The sequence below is a fragment of the Chryseobacterium sp. RR2-3-20 genome (assembly GCF_017808115.1).
In the GTDB taxonomy this organism is placed as follows: domain Bacteria; phylum Bacteroidota; class Bacteroidia; order Flavobacteriales; family Weeksellaceae; genus Chryseobacterium; species Chryseobacterium oryzae.
In genome coordinates, this window is sequence record NZ_JADQBD010000009.1 from 39,132 (window position 1) to 59,900 (window position 20,769).

At 34.8% G+C, this 20,769-nt stretch carries 13 protein-coding genes; 4 read left to right on the forward strand and 9 right to left on the reverse strand.

The window, feature by feature from the left end; all coding sequences use genetic code 11:
* Nucleotides 1–89 precede the first annotated feature (89 nt).
* From IV513_RS03945 to rpsB, 4 genes are all read left to right on the forward strand, one after another.
* Complete coding sequence (locus IV513_RS03945; RefSeq protein ID WP_209389210.1) at nucleotides 90–422, forward strand: hypothetical protein; 333 nt, start codon at nucleotides 90–92, stop codon at nucleotides 420–422.
* Between the two features lie 201 nt (nucleotides 423–623).
* Nucleotides 624–1,079, forward strand: a complete 456-nt coding sequence (gene rplM / locus IV513_RS03950) for a 50S ribosomal protein L13 (protein WP_089744155.1) — start codon at nucleotides 624–626, stop codon at nucleotides 1,077–1,079.
* Nucleotides 1,080–1,085: 6 nt separating this feature from the next.
* Nucleotides 1,086–1,472 carry a 30S ribosomal protein S9 gene (gene rpsI / locus IV513_RS03955; RefSeq protein WP_209389211.1) on the forward strand — a complete coding sequence of 129 codons (387 nt, stop codon included), beginning with the start codon at nucleotides 1,086–1,088 and terminating at the stop codon, nucleotides 1,470–1,472.
* Between the two features lie 206 nt (nucleotides 1,473–1,678).
* A complete protein-coding gene (rpsB, locus tag IV513_RS03960; RefSeq protein WP_209389212.1) occupies nucleotides 1,679–2,443 on the forward strand; it encodes a 30S ribosomal protein S2 in 765 nt (254 codons plus the stop codon).
* A gap of 59 nt (nucleotides 2,444–2,502) precedes the next feature.
* Here the strand turns inward: rpsB and IV513_RS03965 are convergent, their stop codons facing one another.
* From IV513_RS03965 to tsf, 9 genes are all read right to left on the reverse strand, one after another.
* The gene (locus IV513_RS03965; protein WP_209389213.1) at nucleotides 2,503–3,204 is read right to left on the reverse strand and encodes a DUF6759 domain-containing protein; all 702 of its coding nucleotides are present in this window, start codon (nucleotides 3,202–3,204) and stop codon (nucleotides 2,503–2,505) included.
* 15 nt (nucleotides 3,205–3,219) lie between these two features.
* Entirely contained in the window at nucleotides 3,220–3,897 is a 678-nt protein-coding gene (gene trmB / locus IV513_RS03970; protein ID WP_209389214.1) for a tRNA (guanosine(46)-N7)-methyltransferase TrmB, read from the reverse strand.
* A 73-nt stretch (nucleotides 3,898–3,970) separates the two neighbouring features.
* Nucleotides 3,971–4,753, reverse strand: a complete 783-nt coding sequence (locus IV513_RS03975; RefSeq protein ID WP_209389215.1) for a DUF6759 domain-containing protein — start codon at nucleotides 4,751–4,753, stop codon at nucleotides 3,971–3,973.
* A 142-nt stretch (nucleotides 4,754–4,895) separates the two neighbouring features.
* A complete protein-coding gene (locus IV513_RS03980) occupies nucleotides 4,896–5,684 on the reverse strand; it encodes a hypothetical protein (RefSeq protein WP_209389216.1) in 789 nt (262 codons plus the stop codon).
* Between the two features lie 106 nt (nucleotides 5,685–5,790).
* Nucleotides 5,791–9,210 (reverse strand): T9SS type B sorting domain-containing protein, encoded by a 3,420-nt coding sequence (locus tag IV513_RS03985; RefSeq protein ID WP_209389217.1) that lies wholly within the window; start codon nucleotides 9,208–9,210, stop codon nucleotides 5,791–5,793.
* Between the two features lie 114 nt (nucleotides 9,211–9,324).
* Nucleotides 9,325–12,165 (reverse strand): gliding motility-associated C-terminal domain-containing protein, encoded by a 2,841-nt coding sequence (locus IV513_RS03990; protein WP_209389218.1) that lies wholly within the window; start codon nucleotides 12,163–12,165, stop codon nucleotides 9,325–9,327.
* Between the two features lie 136 nt (nucleotides 12,166–12,301).
* The gene (locus tag IV513_RS03995) at nucleotides 12,302–15,397 is read right to left on the reverse strand and encodes a gliding motility-associated C-terminal domain-containing protein (protein ID WP_209389219.1); all 3,096 of its coding nucleotides are present in this window, start codon (nucleotides 15,395–15,397) and stop codon (nucleotides 12,302–12,304) included.
* Between the two features lie 79 nt (nucleotides 15,398–15,476).
* Nucleotides 15,477–19,634 (reverse strand): gliding motility-associated C-terminal domain-containing protein, encoded by a 4,158-nt coding sequence (locus tag IV513_RS04000; protein ID WP_209389220.1) that lies wholly within the window; start codon nucleotides 19,632–19,634, stop codon nucleotides 15,477–15,479.
* A gap of 185 nt (nucleotides 19,635–19,819) precedes the next feature.
* Nucleotides 19,820–20,644, reverse strand: a complete 825-nt coding sequence (tsf, locus tag IV513_RS04005) for a translation elongation factor Ts (protein ID WP_209389221.1) — start codon at nucleotides 20,642–20,644, stop codon at nucleotides 19,820–19,822.
* Nucleotides 20,645–20,769 lie beyond the last annotated feature (125 nt).

A 20,769-nucleotide genomic window follows, 5' to 3' on the forward strand; every position in this document is an offset into this window, starting at 1 on the left:
AAAAATGTTAAATAAAATTTAAACAGGCTCTTAATGTGTGATGTTTTTGCTAGTTGATGCTTTTTTAATTTTGTAATAAAATTTTTTATATGAAAAAATCATTCGTCTATTTTACATTGGGTACGGTCATCAGTTTTTTAATTAATTATTTATTTGTAGACGGGGAGCATGTTGGGCTGGAAGTATATTATGCTATTGCATTCGGTCTTGCGTGGGGAATGGCTTATTTTTTAGATAATCCAAAATTTTCTTTACTTCAAAAAATGGGTTCTTCATTTGGTGTAATGGCGCTTTTGGTGGTGATAGGAGCGCTGATATTCAATCTTGAAAAGGCAATACCATCCATTTTAAAGTTTTCTACTGTTTTTGTTGCTTATTATTTAATTGCAAGCTTCAGGGCAAGTAAATCTTTGCGCAACTAAATTTTTTGAGCTTTTCAACTGTAATACAACAGCTTTTAAGAAATTAAAGGCTTCATTTTTAATCAATTTGATTCTAGATAATATCCTTATTATCATTATTTTCAATACTTTAATTGAAAATATATTTTCAGAATAGAAAAATATTTGTACCTTTGCACACCCTTTTAGGGGAAAATTATGTTTAATCTTTAACTAAAACGTGTGAATACATTAAGTTACAAAACTGTTTCAGCGAACAAAGCTACTGCTAATAAAGAATGGGTTGTGGTAGACGCTGAAGGACAACCGTTAGGAAGACTTGCTTCTAAGGTTGCAAAGATTTTGAGAGGTAAGCACAAAGCAAACTTTACACCTCACGTAGATTGTGGTGATAATGTTATTGTTTTGAATGCTGGGAAAGTAACCCTTTCCGGAAACAAGTGGAACGATAAGACTTATATCTGGCATACAGGGTATCCTGGTGGTCAAAAGTCTATGACAGCTGCAGAACTTCAGAAAAAAGATTCTTTAAAAGTATTGGAAAAATCTGTAAAAGGTATGCTTCCAAAAAACAGATTAGGATCTGCATTGTTGAAGAACCTTTATTTATATGAAGGAACTGAACACAAGCACGAAGCTCAACAGCCAAAAACAATTAATGTTAACGAAATTAAATAATTAATTATGTCTATAGTTCACAAAATTGGTAGAAGAAAAACTTCTGTAGCAAGAGTTTATGTAAAACCAGGTGCTGGTAACATTACGGTAAACGGTAAAGATGCTAAAGAATATTTCTCTACAGACGTTATGGTTTACAAATTGAACCAGCCGTTCATCCTTTCTGAAACTGTTGGTCAGTACGATGTTACTGTAAACGTTTTCGGAGGTGGAAATACAGGTCAGGCTGAAGCTATCAGATTAGGGATTTCTAGAGCTCTTTGCGAAATTAATGCTGAATTTAGATTGGTTTTAAAACCAGCTGGTTTACTTACAAGAGACGCAAGAATGGTGGAAAGAAAGAAACCAGGTCAGAAAAAAGCGAGAAAGAAATTCCAATTCTCAAAACGTTAAGACTTTCTGTTGGCGAATGGCTTTATGCTATTGGCTACAGATTTTTTCAAATCATTTATTAAAGTTAATCTGGCAAGAAGCCTATTGCTATAAGCAAAAAGCCCAACGCCTATTGCCCGTTACGTTTAGCATCCAAACTCTACTCCCATCTAAAGTAAAGTTGATTGCCGAAAAGCGGAAAGTAAACTAACAAAAAACAAGAAAACATGGCAAAAGCAAATGTAAAAGACCTTTTAGAGGCTGGCGTACACTTCGGTCACATGACTAGAAAGTGGAATCCAAATATGGCTCCATACATTTTCATGGAGAAAAACGGTATTCACATCATAGATTTACATAAAACAGCAGTGAAATTGGACGAGGCTTGTCAAGCTTTGGAAAAAATCACTTCTTCTGGTAAAAAAGTTCTTTTCGTAGCGACTAAAAAGCAAGCGAAAGAAGTTGTAGCAAAACACGCTTCAGAACTTAATATGCCTTACATCACAGAAAGATGGCCAGGTGGAATGCTAACTAACTTCGTGACTATCAGAAAAGCGGTTAAAAAAATGAACGCTATCGATAAAATGAAGAAAGATGGTACTTTCGAAACTTTATCTAAAAAAGAGAGATTACAAGTGGATCGTCAAAGAGCTAAACTTGAGAAAAACTTAGGATCTATCGCAGACATGGTTCGTCTTCCTTCAGCTATTTTTGTAGTTGACATTATGAGAGAGCACATCGCAGTAACTGAAGCTAAAAAATTGGGTATCCCAGTTTTCGGTATCGTTGATACTAACTCTGATCCTAGAAAAGTGGATTTCGTAATCCCAGGAAATGATGATGCTTCTAAATCTATTGATATGTTGTTGAGCGTTGTTTCAGACTCTATCAAAGAAGGTCAGTCTCAAAGAAAAGCTGATAAAGAAAAATCTAAAGAAGAAGGAGAAGTAGTTTCTGCTGATAAAGATGCAGATTTCGATTCTGCTGAATAATTAAGATTTTAATCTTTAAAATAAGTAAAACCGCTGAAATTCAGCGGTTTTTTTATGGATTAAGCTCTTCTTTTAGATTTGTATGTATTCCTTTTTTTAACTGTGCTTTTTAAATTTGGCGATTTTTCTAATCTGTCTATATTTTCATTATATCCAGGGTTGTTCAAAACCATAATAAAGCTTTTATTGATTTCTTTTTTGTTTTGATACATTACATCGCAAAGACTTCCCGATAAACTGTAATTATCTTTATTTACGACAATAGAATTCTCTCCTTTAGAAGGAACGGGTAAATTATAAAATTTTTTTCCCGAAATTTCTAAGACCAAATTACAGTCAGAATTATTTTTAATAAGAAGAATAACTTCATTACTGTTAATGTCTTTATTAAATAATGTATTCAGAAGTTTTACTGTTTTTTCTTGATGCTCCTCTGGAGTTTCCGCCATCAGTTTTCGGAAAAGTTCATCTCTTGCCTCTGTGTTTTTTTTCGTAGAAGCTAAGTCTGGCAGATTAAAAAAAAGCGGTCTTGCTTCCATAGGCTTAGCATCTTTTCTTCCCTTTGTCCATTCTGCATTTTTAATAGCAATAAGATGTTGCTTCAGAATTCTGCGTTTAGGATCTTCAGGATGTGTCTGAGACAAATATTTTTCTATTTCCTGAATGTTATTGCTTTTCAAAATCTCTTCATTAGCCGAGTTGGAGGCACATGAAGAAATAAAAAGACCGAATACAATAGCCAATAACCAATTTTTTCTCATTAAAGTAATATTTCTTTAATTTATTTTGAATTTTATGTAAGTGATGGTTTTGCCTTTAGACGAGAAAAGCTCTTCATAATGTGTTTTTATATCACGTAAATGTGGCGTTTCTGGATCGTACTCCAATGCACCATAAATGTCGTGGTGAGCACTTATGATTTCGTAACCAGCACCCTGTAAATATCCTAATGTGTAGCCGTGGAGAAATTCTGAATCTGTTTTTAGATGGATAATGCCTCCCGGTTTTAAGAATTTTTTGTAACGCTCCAGAAAATCGGGGTGGGTGAGTCTGTGTTTGGTTCTTTTATATTTAATTTGCGGATCGGGAAAAGTAATCCAGATTTCATCTACTTCATTTTCAGCAAAATAATAATCTACCAATTCTATTTGAGAACGTAAAAAAGCTACATTTTTCATGTTATTTTCTACAGCTTCTTTGGCTCCAAACCAGAATCTTGCCCCTTTAATATCAATTCCGATAAAATTCTTATCAGTAAATGTTTTAGCGAGTCCTACAGAATATTCGCCTTTTCCGCAACCTAATTCGAGAACGATGGGTTGGTTATTTTTAAAGAAATGATCTCTCCATTTTCCTTTCAATTCAAAACCATTAAGAACTTCATCTCTGGTTGGTTGAATGACATTAGGTAATATCTTGTTTTCTGCGAATCTTCTTAGTTTATTTTTGCCCATGAATTATAAATGAAATGCTGCAAAATTACGAAAATTATGCAGCATAAAAATTTTTAATTTGATGGTGAACCGATTATTTTGAAGAGCTTCCTAAAGCAACCATTAAAGGTTTTTGGATGGTTTTTTGTGATGCATACTGGGCGCCACAAACGATACTCGAAAGAAGGTAATCTCCTTTTTGTACAACTATAGAATTATCCGACTGAGCAGGAACAGGAAGTCTGTATTTTGTGTTTCCAACCCCGTCTATTCTAACGATAATATTACAATCCGATTTATTCTGGATAAGTATAATGCATTCTTTAGAATTAGGATCGTTATCAAAGAGTGAATTAAGAATTTTTACGGTCTTATCTTTATGTTCAGCAGGGTTTTCTGCCATTAGCATATTAAATTCTGCTGCTTCGGTGTCAGGAATTGCGATGGTTGTATTTTTTGCAGATTCCGAGTTTTCAATATATACATTCTTTGGAGAACTTTTAGTATAAACAATCGCTGCCTGACCCACTTGTAGCTGCTTTTGATATTTTAATATCTGTTTTTGCTTAATTTTAGCATTATATTCTTCGAAAGATATTTTAGTAGAATTTCCTCTCTTCAGTCTTGCGAGATTTTCCTGCATTTCTCTTACTTTTCTATCGCCGGGAGCAGCATCTGCGATGTACTCTTTCATTAAACTCATTACTCTGGGTTTAAGAACAGATCTGCGAGGATCATCCGGATGTGCATCTCTCAGAAAGGCATTAATCTCGTATATGCTTTTACTCTTAAGAATATCTCTGTAGTCTTTATTTTGCTTTTGGGCAGAGTAGAGTACAGAGAATAATGTTATAAAAATTAAAACTAATTTTTTCATTGATATTTAAAATTGATTACTGAAATCATTCATAAAATTCTCAAAAAAACTCAAAATTTTTTATAAAAATAGAGAAATTCAAAAAAAGGAACATCAGTATATAGATTAAAACTTATTTATATTTTGAACTGTAAATGATTTTTTAATTGATTACTTCCTGTAAATGAGAATTTTTTAATCTTTTTTGATAAATAGGAAGATATTTTTCAATAGGGAGTTTTACTGCCTCGAAATTGCCTGTCTGCACAAAAACTTCAATATTTTCTGAGGTGTAAACAAACTGTAAAAAATTATCAATAAGATTTTCAGGGATTTTGAAGCGGGTAAAATAATCTTTACCCAAGTAATTTTTTATTTGAGTAACAGAATTAGACATTCTTTCGTACGCAACGAGTCTCTGTTTCTTCTTTCTTTCCCCAGATAATGCATCAAAAATACTTTCTATACTAAGTGAAAGACCACCATCTCTGAAACTGGCTATAGGAAGTTCTTGCGGAGTTCCGTCTCCTTTGGGTTCGGGAAGTCCGATTGCTTTTTTTATAGCCAGTGATTTATCATCCTTACGGATTGAATTTACATCGTATCTTAAATTTCCTGTAGGTCTGAATCTGTTGATAACCACTTCCTGAATATCCTGATAAGCAATTTTTAGTTCTATCAGATTATTGGAGTTCAGCATTTGAGGGGTTAGTTTTATATCTTTTCTTTCCGTAATAATTGAAGTAAAACGTATGACATCTCCAGGTTCTGCTGCTAATTTAAAATCTCCGTTATAAGTCGTAAGCACTGTTTTAAGCTTATTGAGATTGGTAACATATACCTGATTAAGATATAGCATCGAATTATCTCTCAGGAATACTTCACCGGAAAAAACCTGTGCATTTATTTTACCCAAGAAAATAAAAAAACAAATAATTAAAATTTTATTCATATCTCATGCAAAAATACATAAGAATACAGAAGCGATCACTGATATTTACCCGAATAAGGGTTAAAATTTTATTAAACTTTAAAATGAAATGTTAATGACCTAATAATTATTTGTCCCACAGATTGTTATTCCTATGTTTTACCAACAGCCAGCTGGAATATTTTACTGTAGTTATATTCCCTAACTCTGTCCAGCTGATGAAATACCAATATGTGGCGGTAGGCACTGGTCTACCTTTCATATTTCCGTCCCATGTAAAATTATTGTTGGGCGTACCACGGAAAACTTCGGCACCATAACGATCAAAAATTCTAAATTCAAGATTTTTTTTGTTCATCAACGAAGAGTAATTAATTACATCATTTCTGCCGTCACCATTTGGGGTAATAGTATTGATGAGGTCGATGATGACAAAATCTTCTTTTACGATGTTGCATTTTAAAGAGTCTCTCACGTATACTGTGTAAGTTCCTCGTGTTACATTTGTAAATACGTTAGAATTTTGCCAGATAAAGCCATCTAGCGAGTATTCGTAGGAGGGGTTTCCGCCACTTACTCCTACGGTTACTGTAGTTCCGTTAATTTCGATGGAAGTTATTACTGGTAAAACCGAATCTGATACATTTACAAATTGTTTATAAACACATCCATCAAACGTCAGTTCTACCCAATAATTCCCCGTAGAAACATTAGAGATAGATTTTGTTGTAGCCCCTGTACTCCATAAGTAAGAAGAGAAGCCCGATCCTGCATCTAATGTAGTTAGAGTTTTTGGGCATATAACTTTATCTTTTAATATTTCAGATTTTTTTGGAGTTTTAAGGGTGATTCTTAAAGTGGCAAATTCAGCACATAATCCTGGTTTTGTAAATCGGATATAATAAGTTTTTGTACCTGTGAGCGTAACTGCTCCGTTAATGGGTGATACATTGTTCTGAGCATCGGCTAAACTTGCATGGTAACTCGCCGAAACCTGTGGATCTGTGGTAAACTGACTGATGAACTGTGATAAGTTTACCTGTTTGGTTCCGTCAAGATCATCATCACAATAATTTTGTACAAGCAATGTTGTAAGGAGTGGAACTTTGCCTCCAATACTGAAAGAAACCCACTGAACAACAGCTCCACATCCATCGGGAGATTCTACTCTTACATATATGGTTGTATTGGTAGAGTAGCTCCAGTTATTCGGTAATGTATTGTTGGTATTATTCATTGCATCCGAAAGACTGGCATAATACTTTACATTGGTGAAATACGTGGAATTAGTTAGAATAATTGGGGTAATATCCGATAAAACAACATTTACAATGCCATCAAAATTTTCATCACATAAAGCATTATTGTGATTGGGTAATATATTGATTGTTGGATAGTGATTAAGGGTAATTAGTGCAATGTTTTTACAGCCTGCAGGATTTTTAACAACAACATATACAATTGTTCCTGCCGGTGCCGAATAAGATGTAGGAGCAGAAATTAAACCAGCAACATTTTCGGTCTGTGCTGCAGTTAAACTTGTATAATAAGTTTTGGTTACAGGATTATTGTTAGTAATATTGGCTGTTGTAAGATTGAAAGTTCCTAAGCCATTTACACTACATGAAGTCATTGTAGCATTGGTAACAGTTACCGGTTGAATATTAATCGTTACTGTTACAGATTCGCAGTCTGGGAATATAGTGTCGTTTCCACAAAATGTATATGTGAAAGTGTCTGTTCCCGCTACTGTAGGGTTTGTTGAGGTATAAGTAATAACACCGGTTGTTGTATTTATTGTTGCTGTTCCCAAATTTGGGGCTGTCGTAATTGCTACTGTTGAAGCAACTGGAGTCTGTGTAGAAACAGAAAATGTCGGAGTGATGTTTTTAACATCACAAACATCAAGAGTTTGATTGGTAATTTTCAGACAGTTTAAAACTTTAAAAGGTTCTGTAATTAGAGGAGCACAGCTTCCCATGGTAACCGAACAGGTATAATAACCAGATTGGGTAGGTGTATAAGTGGGTAATGTAGCTCCTGGAATTATACCTCCATTGCGATACCATTGGTAGTTTTCGTAGATAATAGGATCCACCGTAAGAACAATTCCTGGAACACAGTCGCCTCCAGACTTTATAATCACTGGTTGAGTAGGGAATCCTGCAAAAAAACCACCATATCCCACTGCATCACTACCTGCATTAATTCCTGCAGTAATGGCTTTTGTTGATGTTATTCTTATGGTTCCTACCGTATTAGGTATTCCGTAGGTTACCCAATTGTTTGTTCCTGTCATATCAAAAGGTCCGGTTCCTGCAGGAGGAGGAGCTCCGTTTACATTCACTACTGCACCTCTTTCTGTGATAAGGTTGAGTTTTGTAGGAATATTGAGTATTCCCGATGGATTGGCATTGGTATGAACAAAATTTTCATTTATTAATCCTAGCTCATCAATCTGCTTAGGAAGATAACAATTCAAACTAGGGATGAAGTTAAAGCCTCCTGTGGCAACTTCGGTTCCGGTATTGGATGCTCCTGCAAGCATTTGATATACATAGGCTTTCTTATTGGTTACGATATACATATTGTAATGTCCGTTGCCTTGTGCAATGTACTTAGTATCTGGAATAACGAAATATTGTCCAGTATTGATTGTTGTAATAGGTAAAGTCTCGTTATTTACATAGATGGCTGTATTGTCTTCGGTTGCAATAACCAAAGCTCCTTCCATATTGCTTCCGATATTTCCATTTCCTTTTACTAAAGCGAATGTACTTCCAAGTTGATTGACAGGTACAGACTGATCCATCAGAATATCTGAGCTTAAAGGCTGGTTTCCAGCGTATTGTCCATTAAAATTACCATTGGTGACATTTACAGGTTTTGTAGCAACTATTTTTGCCCCGATAAAACCATCAAAATTTCCAGTAATATCACCAATACCATCTAATATATAAGATTGTCCTTTATTTAAGTTAAAAGTTAATGTTGGGTTGGTTGCCCCAGTAAATCCGTTAGAAAATTGTACTGTGGGTTTGTATCCTGAAATGGTGACCGTTGTATTATCTTCGGTAGCAAGAATACTGGTCATAAAATTCAGAATATTATTGCTAACGGTAATAGGAGCTGAAGCTACGTGGAATGTTAATCCTTTGGATGCGGTTCCTTTAGAGGTGATAATTTCGGCATGATTGAATACCGAAAATCTCAAGTTTGCATAAAAGGGAAAGTCTGCCTGAAGATAAAGTCCTTTTGTAGTTGGGGTAAATAAATCTGTCTGCTGTGTGGTAATAATATATTCTCTTAGAACATCAAACTTTTGAGGATTGTTCCTGTTGATTGTTACTGTACCAATCAACATATTATTGTTATAAATTTTTACAGGAAATGGAGTTGCCCTGTTCGTTGAAAGATATAGTTTTTGATAAGGATTTGGGTTTCCCGTTCTGTCTACCATCGGAGCAAACCAATGTTCTCTGTCTAACTGTGCAAGAGAGGTATAGAATATATAGAAAATAAGAAAAAAAGATAAAATTTTCTTCATATTGGATCTGACTTTATCACAAATTTAACAATAAAAAGCATAATTATTTATAAAATAATAAAAAAAACCGCGATAAAAGTCGCGGTTTATGTTTTAAAATTTTATTGAAAAGAACTATTCCCTGTTTTTAACAAGAATCCAACCTGAAAATTTAACTGGAGTTTTGGTTCTGTTGTTTTCATTCCAGCTGATACTATACCAATAGTTTCCTGTAGAAATCTTTTTTCTGTCGTTGGTGGTACCGTCCCATTGATATCCGTTTTCTTTATTTCCTCTGTGGATTCTGTTTCCATATCTGTCAAAAATATCGAATACCAAATTAGGTTTATTGGCTAATGCAGAGTAATCTAATATATCATTTATACCATCAGAGTTAGGAGTAATAACATTGATGATATTAGGAACTGTGATGCTCACTTCAGTCGGTACACAATTATAAGTATCTCTCACATAAACTTTAATATCTCCTCTAGGTAATTCTGAAAACTTATTAGAAATTTGCCAGTGAATATTGTCAATTGAATATTCATAAGGTGCATTGCCACCTACAACATCAATGGTTATGTTGTTCGTAGATATTTCTATATTGGAGATTACAGGTTGTTCAGAAGCATATACTTTTACTTCCTGTTTAGCTACGCAGTCTCCGGTTTTTAATTTTACCCAATATGTTCCCACACCAACATTGGTAATGGTTTGTGTAGTTGCTCCGGTGCTCCATTCATATCCGCTAAATCCGGAACCGGCATCCAATGTAGTTTTATTTTCTATACATATTACTTTATCTTGAAGTACAGTAGAAAAGGTTGGAGGAAAAACTACAAGTGTAATCTGAGCAACACGATAACATCCGTTCGCATTAGCTACTCTTACATAGACAACACCATTAGGAGCTATATAATTTGCCGCATTGGTAATTTCGTTGGTTTGATTATTGGCATCTGTTAAAGACGGATAATACGTTTTGGTTACCCCGGTTTGCAAAGTTACATTGGCATTGGGAAGATTAAATAATCCTGTCGCAATGTTATTTTCTAAAAAGCAGGTACGAAGAGTTGCGTCATTTACTGTAGGACTTTCAGCAACAGTTAAATTCAAAGTTACTTGTTCGCAGTCTACAAATTCAGGAGCATTCCCACAAAATTTGTAAACAATCTTGTCTGTACCGGAAAAACCATAAGTTGGAGTATAAGAAATAACACCGGTAGTCGTATTTACCAATACCGATCCATTTGCTGGAGGAGTTATGATTTGTACAGTACCAGGAACGAAATTTTGAGTAGAAGTTGAAAATTGTGGTACAATATTAAGATAGCCCTCGCAAACAGTTTTTGATTTTGAAGTTTCTTCAAGACAAGAAAAAACTTTATATACCGGAGTAGTAACTGGAACACAAGATCCAACAGTAATTTTTACGGTATAATTTCCTGTTTGTGTAGGAGTGAAAGAATTGTTTGTTGCTCCCGCAATCGGAATGTCGTTTCTGAACCATTGATAGGTATCATAACTGTCATCAACTTCCAAAATCAATCCCGGAATACAGTTACCTGTTTGTTTAGCAATTAAAGGGATGGAAGAGAATCCTGAAAAATATCCTCCGTATCCGGCTGTGCTGAATCCTCCGTTAATTCCTGCAGTTACCGCTTTGTTAGAAACTACGGTAATGTTACCTGTAACTCCGGATAAGCTATAAGTTACCCAATTAGGATTTCCTGTAAGTTGAAAAGGACCTTGAGCAGCAGTTGGCGTATTTCCGTTTACTGTAACAGTTGCACCTGTTTCTGTAAGGATGTTAAGTTTTATAACTGTATCACTAGGAGAAGTATTTTCTCCGAAGTTTCCGGCAGGCATTTCGTTGATTTTTCCAATTTCATCAATTTTTCTGGGCAGAAAGCAGTTTAATGGTGGTATATAGTTGAAACCACAAGAGTAATTATTGTTATTTACAGAAACAAACTGATATAAATAAACATTTTTATTGGTGCTGATGAGCATATTGCTGTGTCCAGATCCTTGTGTTATATAATTACTTCCTGAAATTCTGTACCACTCGCCTTGAGCTAATGTAGCAGCTGGTGTTGCCGATCCATTGATGAAAACTTGGGTTCCGCTTTCTGTTGCAATAATTAAACCTCCTTCGAGATCATTGGCAGTATTAGATCTTGTTCTTACCATTGCAAATGTATTTCCAAGTCTTTCTACTGGTACTGATTGGTCTAAAATAGAATCTGAACCTCCACTGGAAGCAGCTGTCCCAAAATTCCCATTCATGTTTCCATTGGTTAACGTTATCGGTTTATCCGAAACTATTCTTGCTCCGGTAAATTTATCCATATTTGCAGCAATAGCACCAGAACCGGCAAAAATAAAAGATTGTCCTTTATTTAAAGTAAAAGTATGGGTATTTGTTGTCGGAGTAGCTCCGAAGAAAGAAATATTTGCTGTGTTGCCCCAAGTTACTGTAACTGTAGTATTGTCTTCAGTAGCTAGAACTCCTGCTGTGAAATTATTGGTTGTACTATTGTATGGAGATGGGGTAGTAGCTACGAAAAACTCTTTTCCGATCCCGGCTTTACCTTTGCTAGTCACAATTTCTGCGTGAGTGGTGTTACTGGCTAATCGTAATGTACAATAAAATGGTTTTTCACCTTTTATATATAAACCTTTATTGATAACAGAAAAAGCTTCACTGGTACTGGCTGTACTAATAAATGCCTGTTGTACTGTAAATGTTTGTGGTGATCCTTTGCTTATTGTTACAGTTCCTCTTGCAATGTTATTACTGTATATGGTAACATCAAAAGGTTGTACGGAATCTGTTGAAAGGTAAAGCATACGACCGATATGCGACGTAGTTTCGTAAAATGGTGCAATCCAATGATCGGTGTCCCGCTGAGCGAAAACTAGATTACCGTAAAAAATAAAGAATAAAAAAAATAGTAGACTTTTTTTCATAATATAAAATTGGGATAATTACAAAAATAATAGAAAAATTTGTATTAAATCTGTTTTTCAATAAATAAATTCATTATTAATAAAAAATACCACAATTTTTACATTGTGGTATTTTTGTTTTCATTATCATTTAAAATTATTCTCTGTTTTTAACTAAAATCCATCCGGAATATTTAATTGGGGTTTTAGCCGCATTTGGCTCATTCCAATTAATGTGGTACCAATAAGTTCCCGTAAGAATTTTTTTATCTTGGTGAGTTCCGTCCCATTTATAGTTGTTAAACTTATCACCTTTAAAGACCATATTTCCATATCTGTCATACACTACAAAGGTAAGATTTTCTTTATATGCTAATTCTTTATAGTCAATATAATCATTTACTTTGTCACCATTTGGAGTAATAACATTTACCAAGTTTGGTACTGTAAGTTCTACTGAAATAGGGGCACAGTTAAAAGAATCTTTTACGAAAAACTTATGTTGCCCTCTAGATAGATTGGTAAATACATTTGAATCTTGCCAGTTGGTTCCATCCAAAGAATATTTATATGGAGCTGTTCCTCCGTTTACAAGTACAGTTGCCGAGTTATTTGATATTTCAATATTGGTGATTACCGGATCCTCTGCTTTTTTCACGCTTACCAATTGTGTCACATAACATCCGTTACTTTGTAAGGTAACCCAATATTCTCCGACTCCTACACCGGGTAATGTTTGTGTAGTTGCACCAGTACTCCATAAATACGACTGATATCCAGGTCCTGCATCTAAAGTAGTTCTGTCATTAATACAGATATATTTATTTTTCAATACTGTAGATCTGTTTGGTGGAGTTACATTTAAACTGATTTTTGCAATTGCATAACAGTTGTTAGAATTAAATACTCTTACATATACTGTGCTATTTGCAGAAATATACAAAGTTGAATTTAAAGTAATTTCATTGGTTCCGTTGCTTGCATCAGTAAATGTTGGGTAATATTTTTTAGTTACCGGAGTCTCGGAAGTTACATTCGCTGAAGTTAGATCAAAAGCTCCTTTTGTTTCATTATTTGGAATATAGCAAACCGTTAAACTAGCATCTTTAACTACTGGTGTTGGGTAAAAATCTAAGGTGATTTTTGCAATACCAGCACAACCTTCATTGGTTGTAACAAACACATATACAAAACCAGCAGCTGAAAAATAATTTGAAGGGTTCGTAATTTGGTTTGTACCAGCATTTAAATCTGCTAAAGTAGGATAGTACTTTTTGGTAGTAGGTACTGTATTGTCTGTAACATTTGCAGAAGTCAGATCGAAAAATCCGTTTCCAGAATATTTACAAGCATATACTGTTCTGTCTGTTAATACAAATGGTACTAGCATTAAATTTAAAGTTACTTCTTCGCAATCTACAAACTCTGGAGCTGTTCCACAGAATTTATAAACGATTACATCTTGTGTACCAGGAGTATTCCCTGTATTAGGCATATAAGTTATAACACCGGTACTTGGATTAATTGTTGCCGTACCTTTTGTGGGTTGTGTTATAATTGTAACACTTCCTGGAGATAACGTTTGAGTAGAATTTGTAAATGTTGGAGTAATTGTTTTAGCTCCACAGATGTATATCGTTTTATTAGTTTGTTGTAAACATTTAAATACTTTATATACAGGTGTAGTTACTGGAGGACATGTACCCATTGTTACTTTTACAGTATAGTTACCTGCCACCGTAGGAGTATAAGTATTTGAAGTGGCTCCAGGAATAGCAGTGCTTTCTAAATACCACTGATACGTGTCGTAGCTGTCATCAACTTCTAAAATAATTCCTGGAATACAGTCTCCTGTTTGCTTTGCAATAATAGGAATTGAGGAGAATCCCGCAAAATAACCGCCATATCCAGAAGTTGAATATCCTCCATTGATTCCTGCGGTTACAGCTTTTGTAGACTGAATTGTTAAGTTACCTGTAACTCCTTCTATTCCGTATGTTACCCAGTTGGTATTACCTGTAAGCTGAAAAGGCCCTTGTGCTGCAGTTGGTGCAACTCCATTTACGGTAACATTTGCACCTGCTTCAGTTAAAATATTTAGTTTAATAACTACGCCAGACGGAACAGTACTCGTACTTCCTGTACCCAAAGGCATTTCGTTAATAAGTGGTATTTCATCAATTTTCTTAGGTAAGAAACAGCTTAAAGGTGGTATGTAGTTAAACCCACATGTTGCATTACTATTTAGAACAGATACCAATTGGTATACATACGCATTTTTTGAAGTAGAAACCAACATGTTATAATGATTGGAAGACGCACCTCCTTGCTGTATATAGCTAGCTCCTGTTACTCTAAACCATTCACCTTCATTTTTTGTAGCAGCAGGAATATTAGACCCATTCAAGAAAATTTGTGTGTTATCTTCTGTAGCTACAATAATAGCACCTTCTAAATCGTCATTGGTAGATCTTGTTCTTACCATTGCAAAAGTGCTTCCTAATCTTTCGACAGGAACAGACTGATCCAAAACAGCATCTGAACCTGAAGGATTGTTTCCAAAATTACCATTAACGTTTCCATTGGTAAGGGTTATAGGTTTATTAGATACAATTTTAGCACCTGTAAATGGTGATGTACCATCACCACTACCTGCAAATATAAATGACTGTCCTTTATTAAGTGTGAATGTTTTAGTGTTACTTGGCGGAACACCTCCACCATAGAAACTGATACTTCCAGTCCATGTAACAGTAACTACTGTATTGTTTTCTGTTGCCAATACACCCGCTGTGAAATTGTAAAGACTATCAGTAGAGCCATCATAAGGAGTTCCGGCTACATAAAACTTATTACCAATACCTGCTTTACCTTTACTTGTTAATATTTCTGCGTGAGTGGTACTGCTTACCATTCTTAATGTACAGTAAAATGGCTTTGCACCATTAAGATACATTCCTTTGTTAATAACATTAAAGGCTTCCGAATTGGAATTGGTAGATACCGTTCCTGCTGGTACCGGAAAAACAACAGGATTATTCTTGCTTATCGTAACCACTCCATTAGGTAAAGGAGTATTATTACTATAAATTGTTACCTGAAATGGTGTTACAGAGTCTGTAGATAAATACAAAGCCTGAGTGTACGATGTCGAGTAATAATATGGCGCTATCCAATGCTCTGTATCTCTTTGGGCAAAGAGAGAAGAGAAAGATAGAAATATTAATACTAAACTCAGTAGAAATCTTTTCATAAGTTAAAGAATTAGGATTTCTACAAAATTAATATAAATATTAATATATTCTTAATAAATCATAAAAAAAAATAAAAAATTATTCTCTATTCTTAATTAAAAGCCATCCAGAATACGAAACTGGTAATTTAGTATCTGGTTCTATCCATTTCAAGATATACCAGTAGGTTCCTGTAGGTAAATTTCTACCTCCAATTCTTCCGTCCCAGACGTAATCTTTCCCCACAGATTTGTATACCGCTGCACCGTATCTGTCTACCACTTCAATACTTACCTGCTCTTTTATTTTTAAATCAGAATAGTCTAAATAATCATTTTTTCCGTCATGATTTGGCGTAATGGTATTAATTAAATTGATAATCAAGAACTCTTTTGTTACAGGTTCGCAACCATCTTTTCCAATTACATAAACTTTATACGTACCTCTCACCAAACCGGTAAAAACATTGGAACTTTGATAATCCATTCCGTTTAAAGAATATTGATACGGAGCTGTTCCGCCAGTTACATTAATTGTAGCAGTGTTTCCTGTAACTGTAATACTGTTGATAGATGGGAGAGGAGCGGGAGCTACTGTAACTGTCTGTCTGTAAACGCATCCGTTAAATCCTAAATCCACAAAATAAATACCTTCTCCTGCGGTAATAGATTGGGTAGTGGCGCCTGTACTCCAAGAATATGAAGTAAACCCTGTTCCTGCATCTAATAAAGTCTTTTCATTTGCACAGACAATTTTATTTTTAAGAACTTCAGATTTTTTTGGAGGTTTTAAATTAATGATTAGTTTACCAATATTTACACATGCAGTACTGCTTGTAAATCTTAAATAAAATGTTGTTGTTCCGGAAATATTCTGTGCTGGTGAAATCGTATTAGTTCCAGATTGAGCATCTGCCAATGTACTGTAAAATGTTACTGTTACAGAAGGGTCTGTAGTATAAAAGATTTTATAATCATTAAGACTGATATTTTGTGTACCATCCAAATCACTATCACATATATCATAAGAACCACTATTAGGAATTAGGTTTAAGCGGCTGCCAATTTTAAAGTTAATCTGTCCTAAAGCAGGGGTACAGTTGGTATTATTTCCTTCCACTCTTACATATACTGTCGTATTACTTGTGTAAGTCCAGTTATTGGGTAATGTGTTATTGTTTCCTGTATTTGCGTCAGCTTGGTTCAGGTAATATTTTACTATAAAACTTCCCGAATTTGTAACGATTTGAGGCGTAATGTTCGAAAAATTCACATCTACTATTCCATCAAAATTATCATCACAAAGGTTTGCGTTAAAATTTGAGGTATTGATATTAGGTAATGGATTTACTGTTAAATTAATCTGTGCGGTTTTTGTACATCCAAAAGTTGAGGTAACCTGAGCGTAAACCGTTCCGCCTGTAGAGTTATAGTTTGAAGACGTTGTAATAGGTGTTGTAAGTGCAGCATCTGAAAAGTATGATACCATTGCACCCGGAGTTGAAGTAACGACTGCTGTAGTTAGATTGAAAGTTGCTGTTCCGGTACTGATGGAACAAGCTGATAATGTCGCATTAGAAGTTGATAGTTGATCTAATGATACCGTTAGCTTGGCAATGTTAGAACAAACGCCCGATTTTTGAAAACGAACATAAAAAACTTGCGAAGGAGCTATGGTCTGAGTTGCAGCAATGGTATTTACAGCATTTTGAGCATCAGCATAAGTACTGTAAAAGCTAAGTGTTACCGCTGGATCTGTGGTGAAATTATTTTTGAAAGTATTCAAATTTACCACTTCTGTTCCGTCCCAATTGGTGTCACATACCAATATAGAATAGTCTGATGTAGATAAAGATATTTTCGATCCTATAGAAAAGTTAATCTGTCCAAAAGCTGGAGGGCAATTGGTGTTAACTCCATCTACTCTTACAAAAACAGATGTGTTGGTAGTATAAGTCCAGTTATTGGGCAGTGTGTTGTTATTTCCTGCATTTGCATCTGTCTGATTCAGGTAATATCTTACTATAAAATTTCCCGAATTGGTAACTATTTGTGGCGTAACCGTGGAAAAAATCACATCTATTATTCCATCTAAATTATCGTCGCATAGATTAGCATTGAAATTTGTAGTGTTGATGTTAGGCGAAGGATTTACCGTTAAATTAATCTGTGCTGTTTTTGTACATCCAAAAGATGAAGTCACATTTGCGTAAATAGTTCCTGAAGGACCGTTATAATTTGCGGGGTTGGTAATCTGCCCGGTTAAATTTGGGTTAGTGTAATAACTGAATGTAGATCCGGTGCTGGATGTAGTATTGGCACTCGTTAAATCAAAAGTTCCGTTTCCGTAAGAATTGGTACAAGAAACCAAACTTGCGTTATTGGTTTGAAGAATATTGGTGTTAATGATGATTTTAAAATATTCAAAATCAAAAGGATTACCGTTTCCTTGAATATAATAAATAAATGTATCTGTCGTGTTGGCTGTAAGATTATTATTGGGAGTATAAGTAATTTGCCCGTTTATAGGATTAACAGTTGCAGTACCCGATGTTGGCTGAAGAATAATTCCAGTAAGCGACGGAACGATAGTTTGTGTTGAATTTGTAAAAGCAGGAGTAATGGTTTTAGTATTACACGATCCAATATTGTAGGTAGTAGTAGTTATTGGTGGGCAAAGTGTATAAGCGTACACTGAAGTTAGTTTGGTCTCACAGTTAAGTTTGGTGACTTGGCAAGTATAATTTCCAGCACCGTGAAGTTCCGGGTTAATAGAATAAGAAGTTGCTCCCGGAATAGGATTTCCATTCAGAAACCACTGATAAGAATCGTAAGAATTATCTACCTGTAATAGAATTCCTGCATAACAGTCGCCTGTTTTGGATATTGCTGGAACCGAAGAAAACCCTGCAAAATATCCTCCATAACCTACAGCTCCACTTCCTGCTGCAATACCTGCCGTAACAGATTTGGTAGAATTTACAGAAATAGTTCCTGAAACATTCGGTACCGAATAAGTTACCCAATTGGGATTTCCGGTTACAGGATACGGTCCGTTGTTGGCGGCTATTGGTGCTCCGTTTAAAGTTACCGTGGCTCCGGATTGGGTGATAATATTGAGTTTGGTGTTGAAAGATTGTCCTCCAATTTTATTGATAAATCCTATTTCATCAACCATATTAGGCATAAAACAGCTTAGAGGCGGGATGAAATTCATTCCTCCGGTAGCAAATTCATTATTGGAAGGACTACCCATGATACCCGCAAGTAACTGATAAACATAGATGTTTTTGTTTGAGCTAATGCTCATGTTGTAGTTCCCGTTCCCCTGGTTGATGTAATAGTTGGTAGGAACCATATAATATTGTCCGGTATTCAATGTTGTAGCTATTCCAGCTCCATTAAATGCTATTTGAGTGTTGTCTTCTGTAGCAATAATAAGTGCCGTTTCCATTTGGTTGTTTACGTTTCCATTTCCTTTCACCAAAATGAAATCTTTTCCCAATCTGTTTACAGGAACCGACTGATCCATCAAAACATCATTATTGGTAAAGTTTAAATAGGTGTAAATTCCGTTGAAATTACCATTTGTAACCGATATAGGCTTTGTAGATTCAATTTTTGCACCTACCAATCCTGTTAAATTATAAGGACTATCAGCACTTACTGCGTCTAGTATATAAGACTGCCCTTTATTTAAGGTGAATGTTTTAGTTGGCGAAGAAGTTCCGTTAGAGAAAACAACATTTGGGTTGTATCCTGAAACAACGACATTAGTATTATCTTCCGTAGCAGTTATACCAATTGTTGAGTTTATGTATGTCTGTGAACCTGTAAGCGGTATTGGAGCGGCAAAGAATTTGGTTCCTAAACCGGCTAAACCTTTAGACGTAATTATTTCTGCATGATTTTGAAGTGAAAATCTGTAATTTGCAAAAAATCTTTTTGTTCCTTTTACATTTAACCCCATAGAGTTAGGTGTAAAAAGATTGGATTGATTGGTGGTAATTAAAAAATTACTAGGGATGTTCACCTCTACAGGATTTCCTTTGCTTACCTGAACGGAAGTAAATAAATTATTATTATTAAAAATCTGTACCGTAAATGGTGTAGTTTCATCTGTAGAAAGATATAAATAGCCTTCAAGACCAGAACTTCCGGCTTTGGAAGCCATCGGGGCAAACCAGTGTTCTGTATCTAACTGTGCTTGGAATAATAAGCAAAAAAATGTGCAGATTAATAATAGAATTCTTTTCATACCTAAATTTAAGGGCGACAAATTTAAGTATTAATAATCAAAATTTTACGTAATTTTTTCAGATTTAATAAATGTTAATATTCCGAAGTTGATAAATTTATATGTGGTACATTATTTTGTGGAATTCTATAAAAAAATCCCGATGAAATTTTCATCGGGATTATATTTTCAAAAATTGAAAAAAATTACAAGCTTACTCTTACAAAACCTGTTACTTTAAGATCTCCACTTACAGATTTTACGTAATCTGCAACAGAAATACCGTTGTCTTTAATGAAAGACTGGTGTACTAAAGTATTGTCTTTGTAGAATCTCTGCATTTTACCTTTTAAGATATTGTCGATAATGTTTGCAGGCTTGCCTTCTTTAGTTAACAATTCTCTTTCGATTTCTAATTCTTTGTCGATAGTTTCCTGAGAAACCTGAGTTTCGTCTAGCGCGATAGGGTTCATTGCAGCAACCTGCATAGAAACAGATTTTGCAGCTTCTTCAGCTCCTTCTACATTCGCAGAAAGTGCAGTGATAGCAGCAATTTTGTTACCAGCGTGGATGTAAGCACCCAAGAATGGTCCTGAAATTCTTTCGAAAGCACCAATTTCAATTTTCTCACCGATTACTCCTGTTTGCTCAACCAATTTTTCAGCAACAGTAATTCCGTGGAAATCTGTAGCTAATAATTCTTCTTTAGTTGCAGCGAAAATTGCCATTTCTGCCAATTCGTAAGCAAGTTCGATGAATGCTTCATTTTTAGCAACGAAATCAGTTTCGCAGTTTAAAGAGATGATAGCACCCAAAGTACTGTCTTCGTTTACTCTTGCGATTACAGCTCCTTCAGTAGATTCTCTGTCGGCTCTGTTAGCAGCAACTTTCTGACCTTTTTTTCTAAGGATGTCTACTGCTTTTTCGAAATCTCCTTCTGCTTCCGCTAGAGCTTTCTTGCAGTCCATCATACCTGCACCTGTTTGGTTTCTCAATTTTGCTACATCTGCAGCAGCTGGTGAATAAGACATAATATGTATTGTTTTTATTTTAAAATTATGATTAATTTTAATAGTTTATTTTTGAACCGTGCAAAGATAATGATTTTAATGATAAAATAAAAAAATCACTTTTAACGTTATAGTATATATTTAAT

What these genes read in the sequence shown, in the direction of transcription:
- tsf (WP_209389221.1), bottom strand. Translation starts at nt 20,644, where the DNA reads ATGTCTTATTCACCAGCTGCTGCAGATGTAGCAAAATTGAGAAACCAA.
- trmB (WP_209389214.1), bottom strand. Translation starts at nt 3,897, where the DNA reads ATGGGCAAAAATAAACTAAGAAGATTCGCAGAAAACAAGATATTACCT.
- IV513_RS03980 (WP_209389216.1), bottom strand. Translation starts at nt 5,684, where the DNA reads ATGAATAAAATTTTAATTATTTGTTTTTTTATTTTCTTGGGTAAAATA.
- IV513_RS03945 (WP_209389210.1), top strand. Translation starts at nt 90, where the DNA reads ATGAAAAAATCATTCGTCTATTTTACATTGGGTACGGTCATCAGTTTT.
- IV513_RS03975 (WP_209389215.1), bottom strand. Translation starts at nt 4,753, where the DNA reads ATGAAAAAATTAGTTTTAATTTTTATAACATTATTCTCTGTACTCTAC.
- IV513_RS03965 (WP_209389213.1), bottom strand. Translation starts at nt 3,204, where the DNA reads ATGAGAAAAAATTGGTTATTGGCTATTGTATTCGGTCTTTTTATTTCT.
- IV513_RS03985 (WP_209389217.1), bottom strand. Translation starts at nt 9,210, where the DNA reads ATGAAGAAAATTTTATCTTTTTTTCTTATTTTCTATATATTCTATACC.
- IV513_RS03990 (WP_209389218.1), bottom strand. Translation starts at nt 12,165, where the DNA reads ATGAAAAAAAGTCTACTATTTTTTTTATTCTTTATTTTTTACGGTAAT.
- rpsI (WP_209389211.1), top strand. Translation starts at nt 1,086, where the DNA reads ATGTCTATAGTTCACAAAATTGGTAGAAGAAAAACTTCTGTAGCAAGA.
- IV513_RS04000 (WP_209389220.1), bottom strand. Translation starts at nt 19,634, where the DNA reads ATGAAAAGAATTCTATTATTAATCTGCACATTTTTTTGCTTATTATTC.
- rpsB (WP_209389212.1), top strand. Translation starts at nt 1,679, where the DNA reads ATGGCAAAAGCAAATGTAAAAGACCTTTTAGAGGCTGGCGTACACTTC.
- IV513_RS03995 (WP_209389219.1), bottom strand. Translation starts at nt 15,397, where the DNA reads ATGAAAAGATTTCTACTGAGTTTAGTATTAATATTTCTATCTTTCTCT.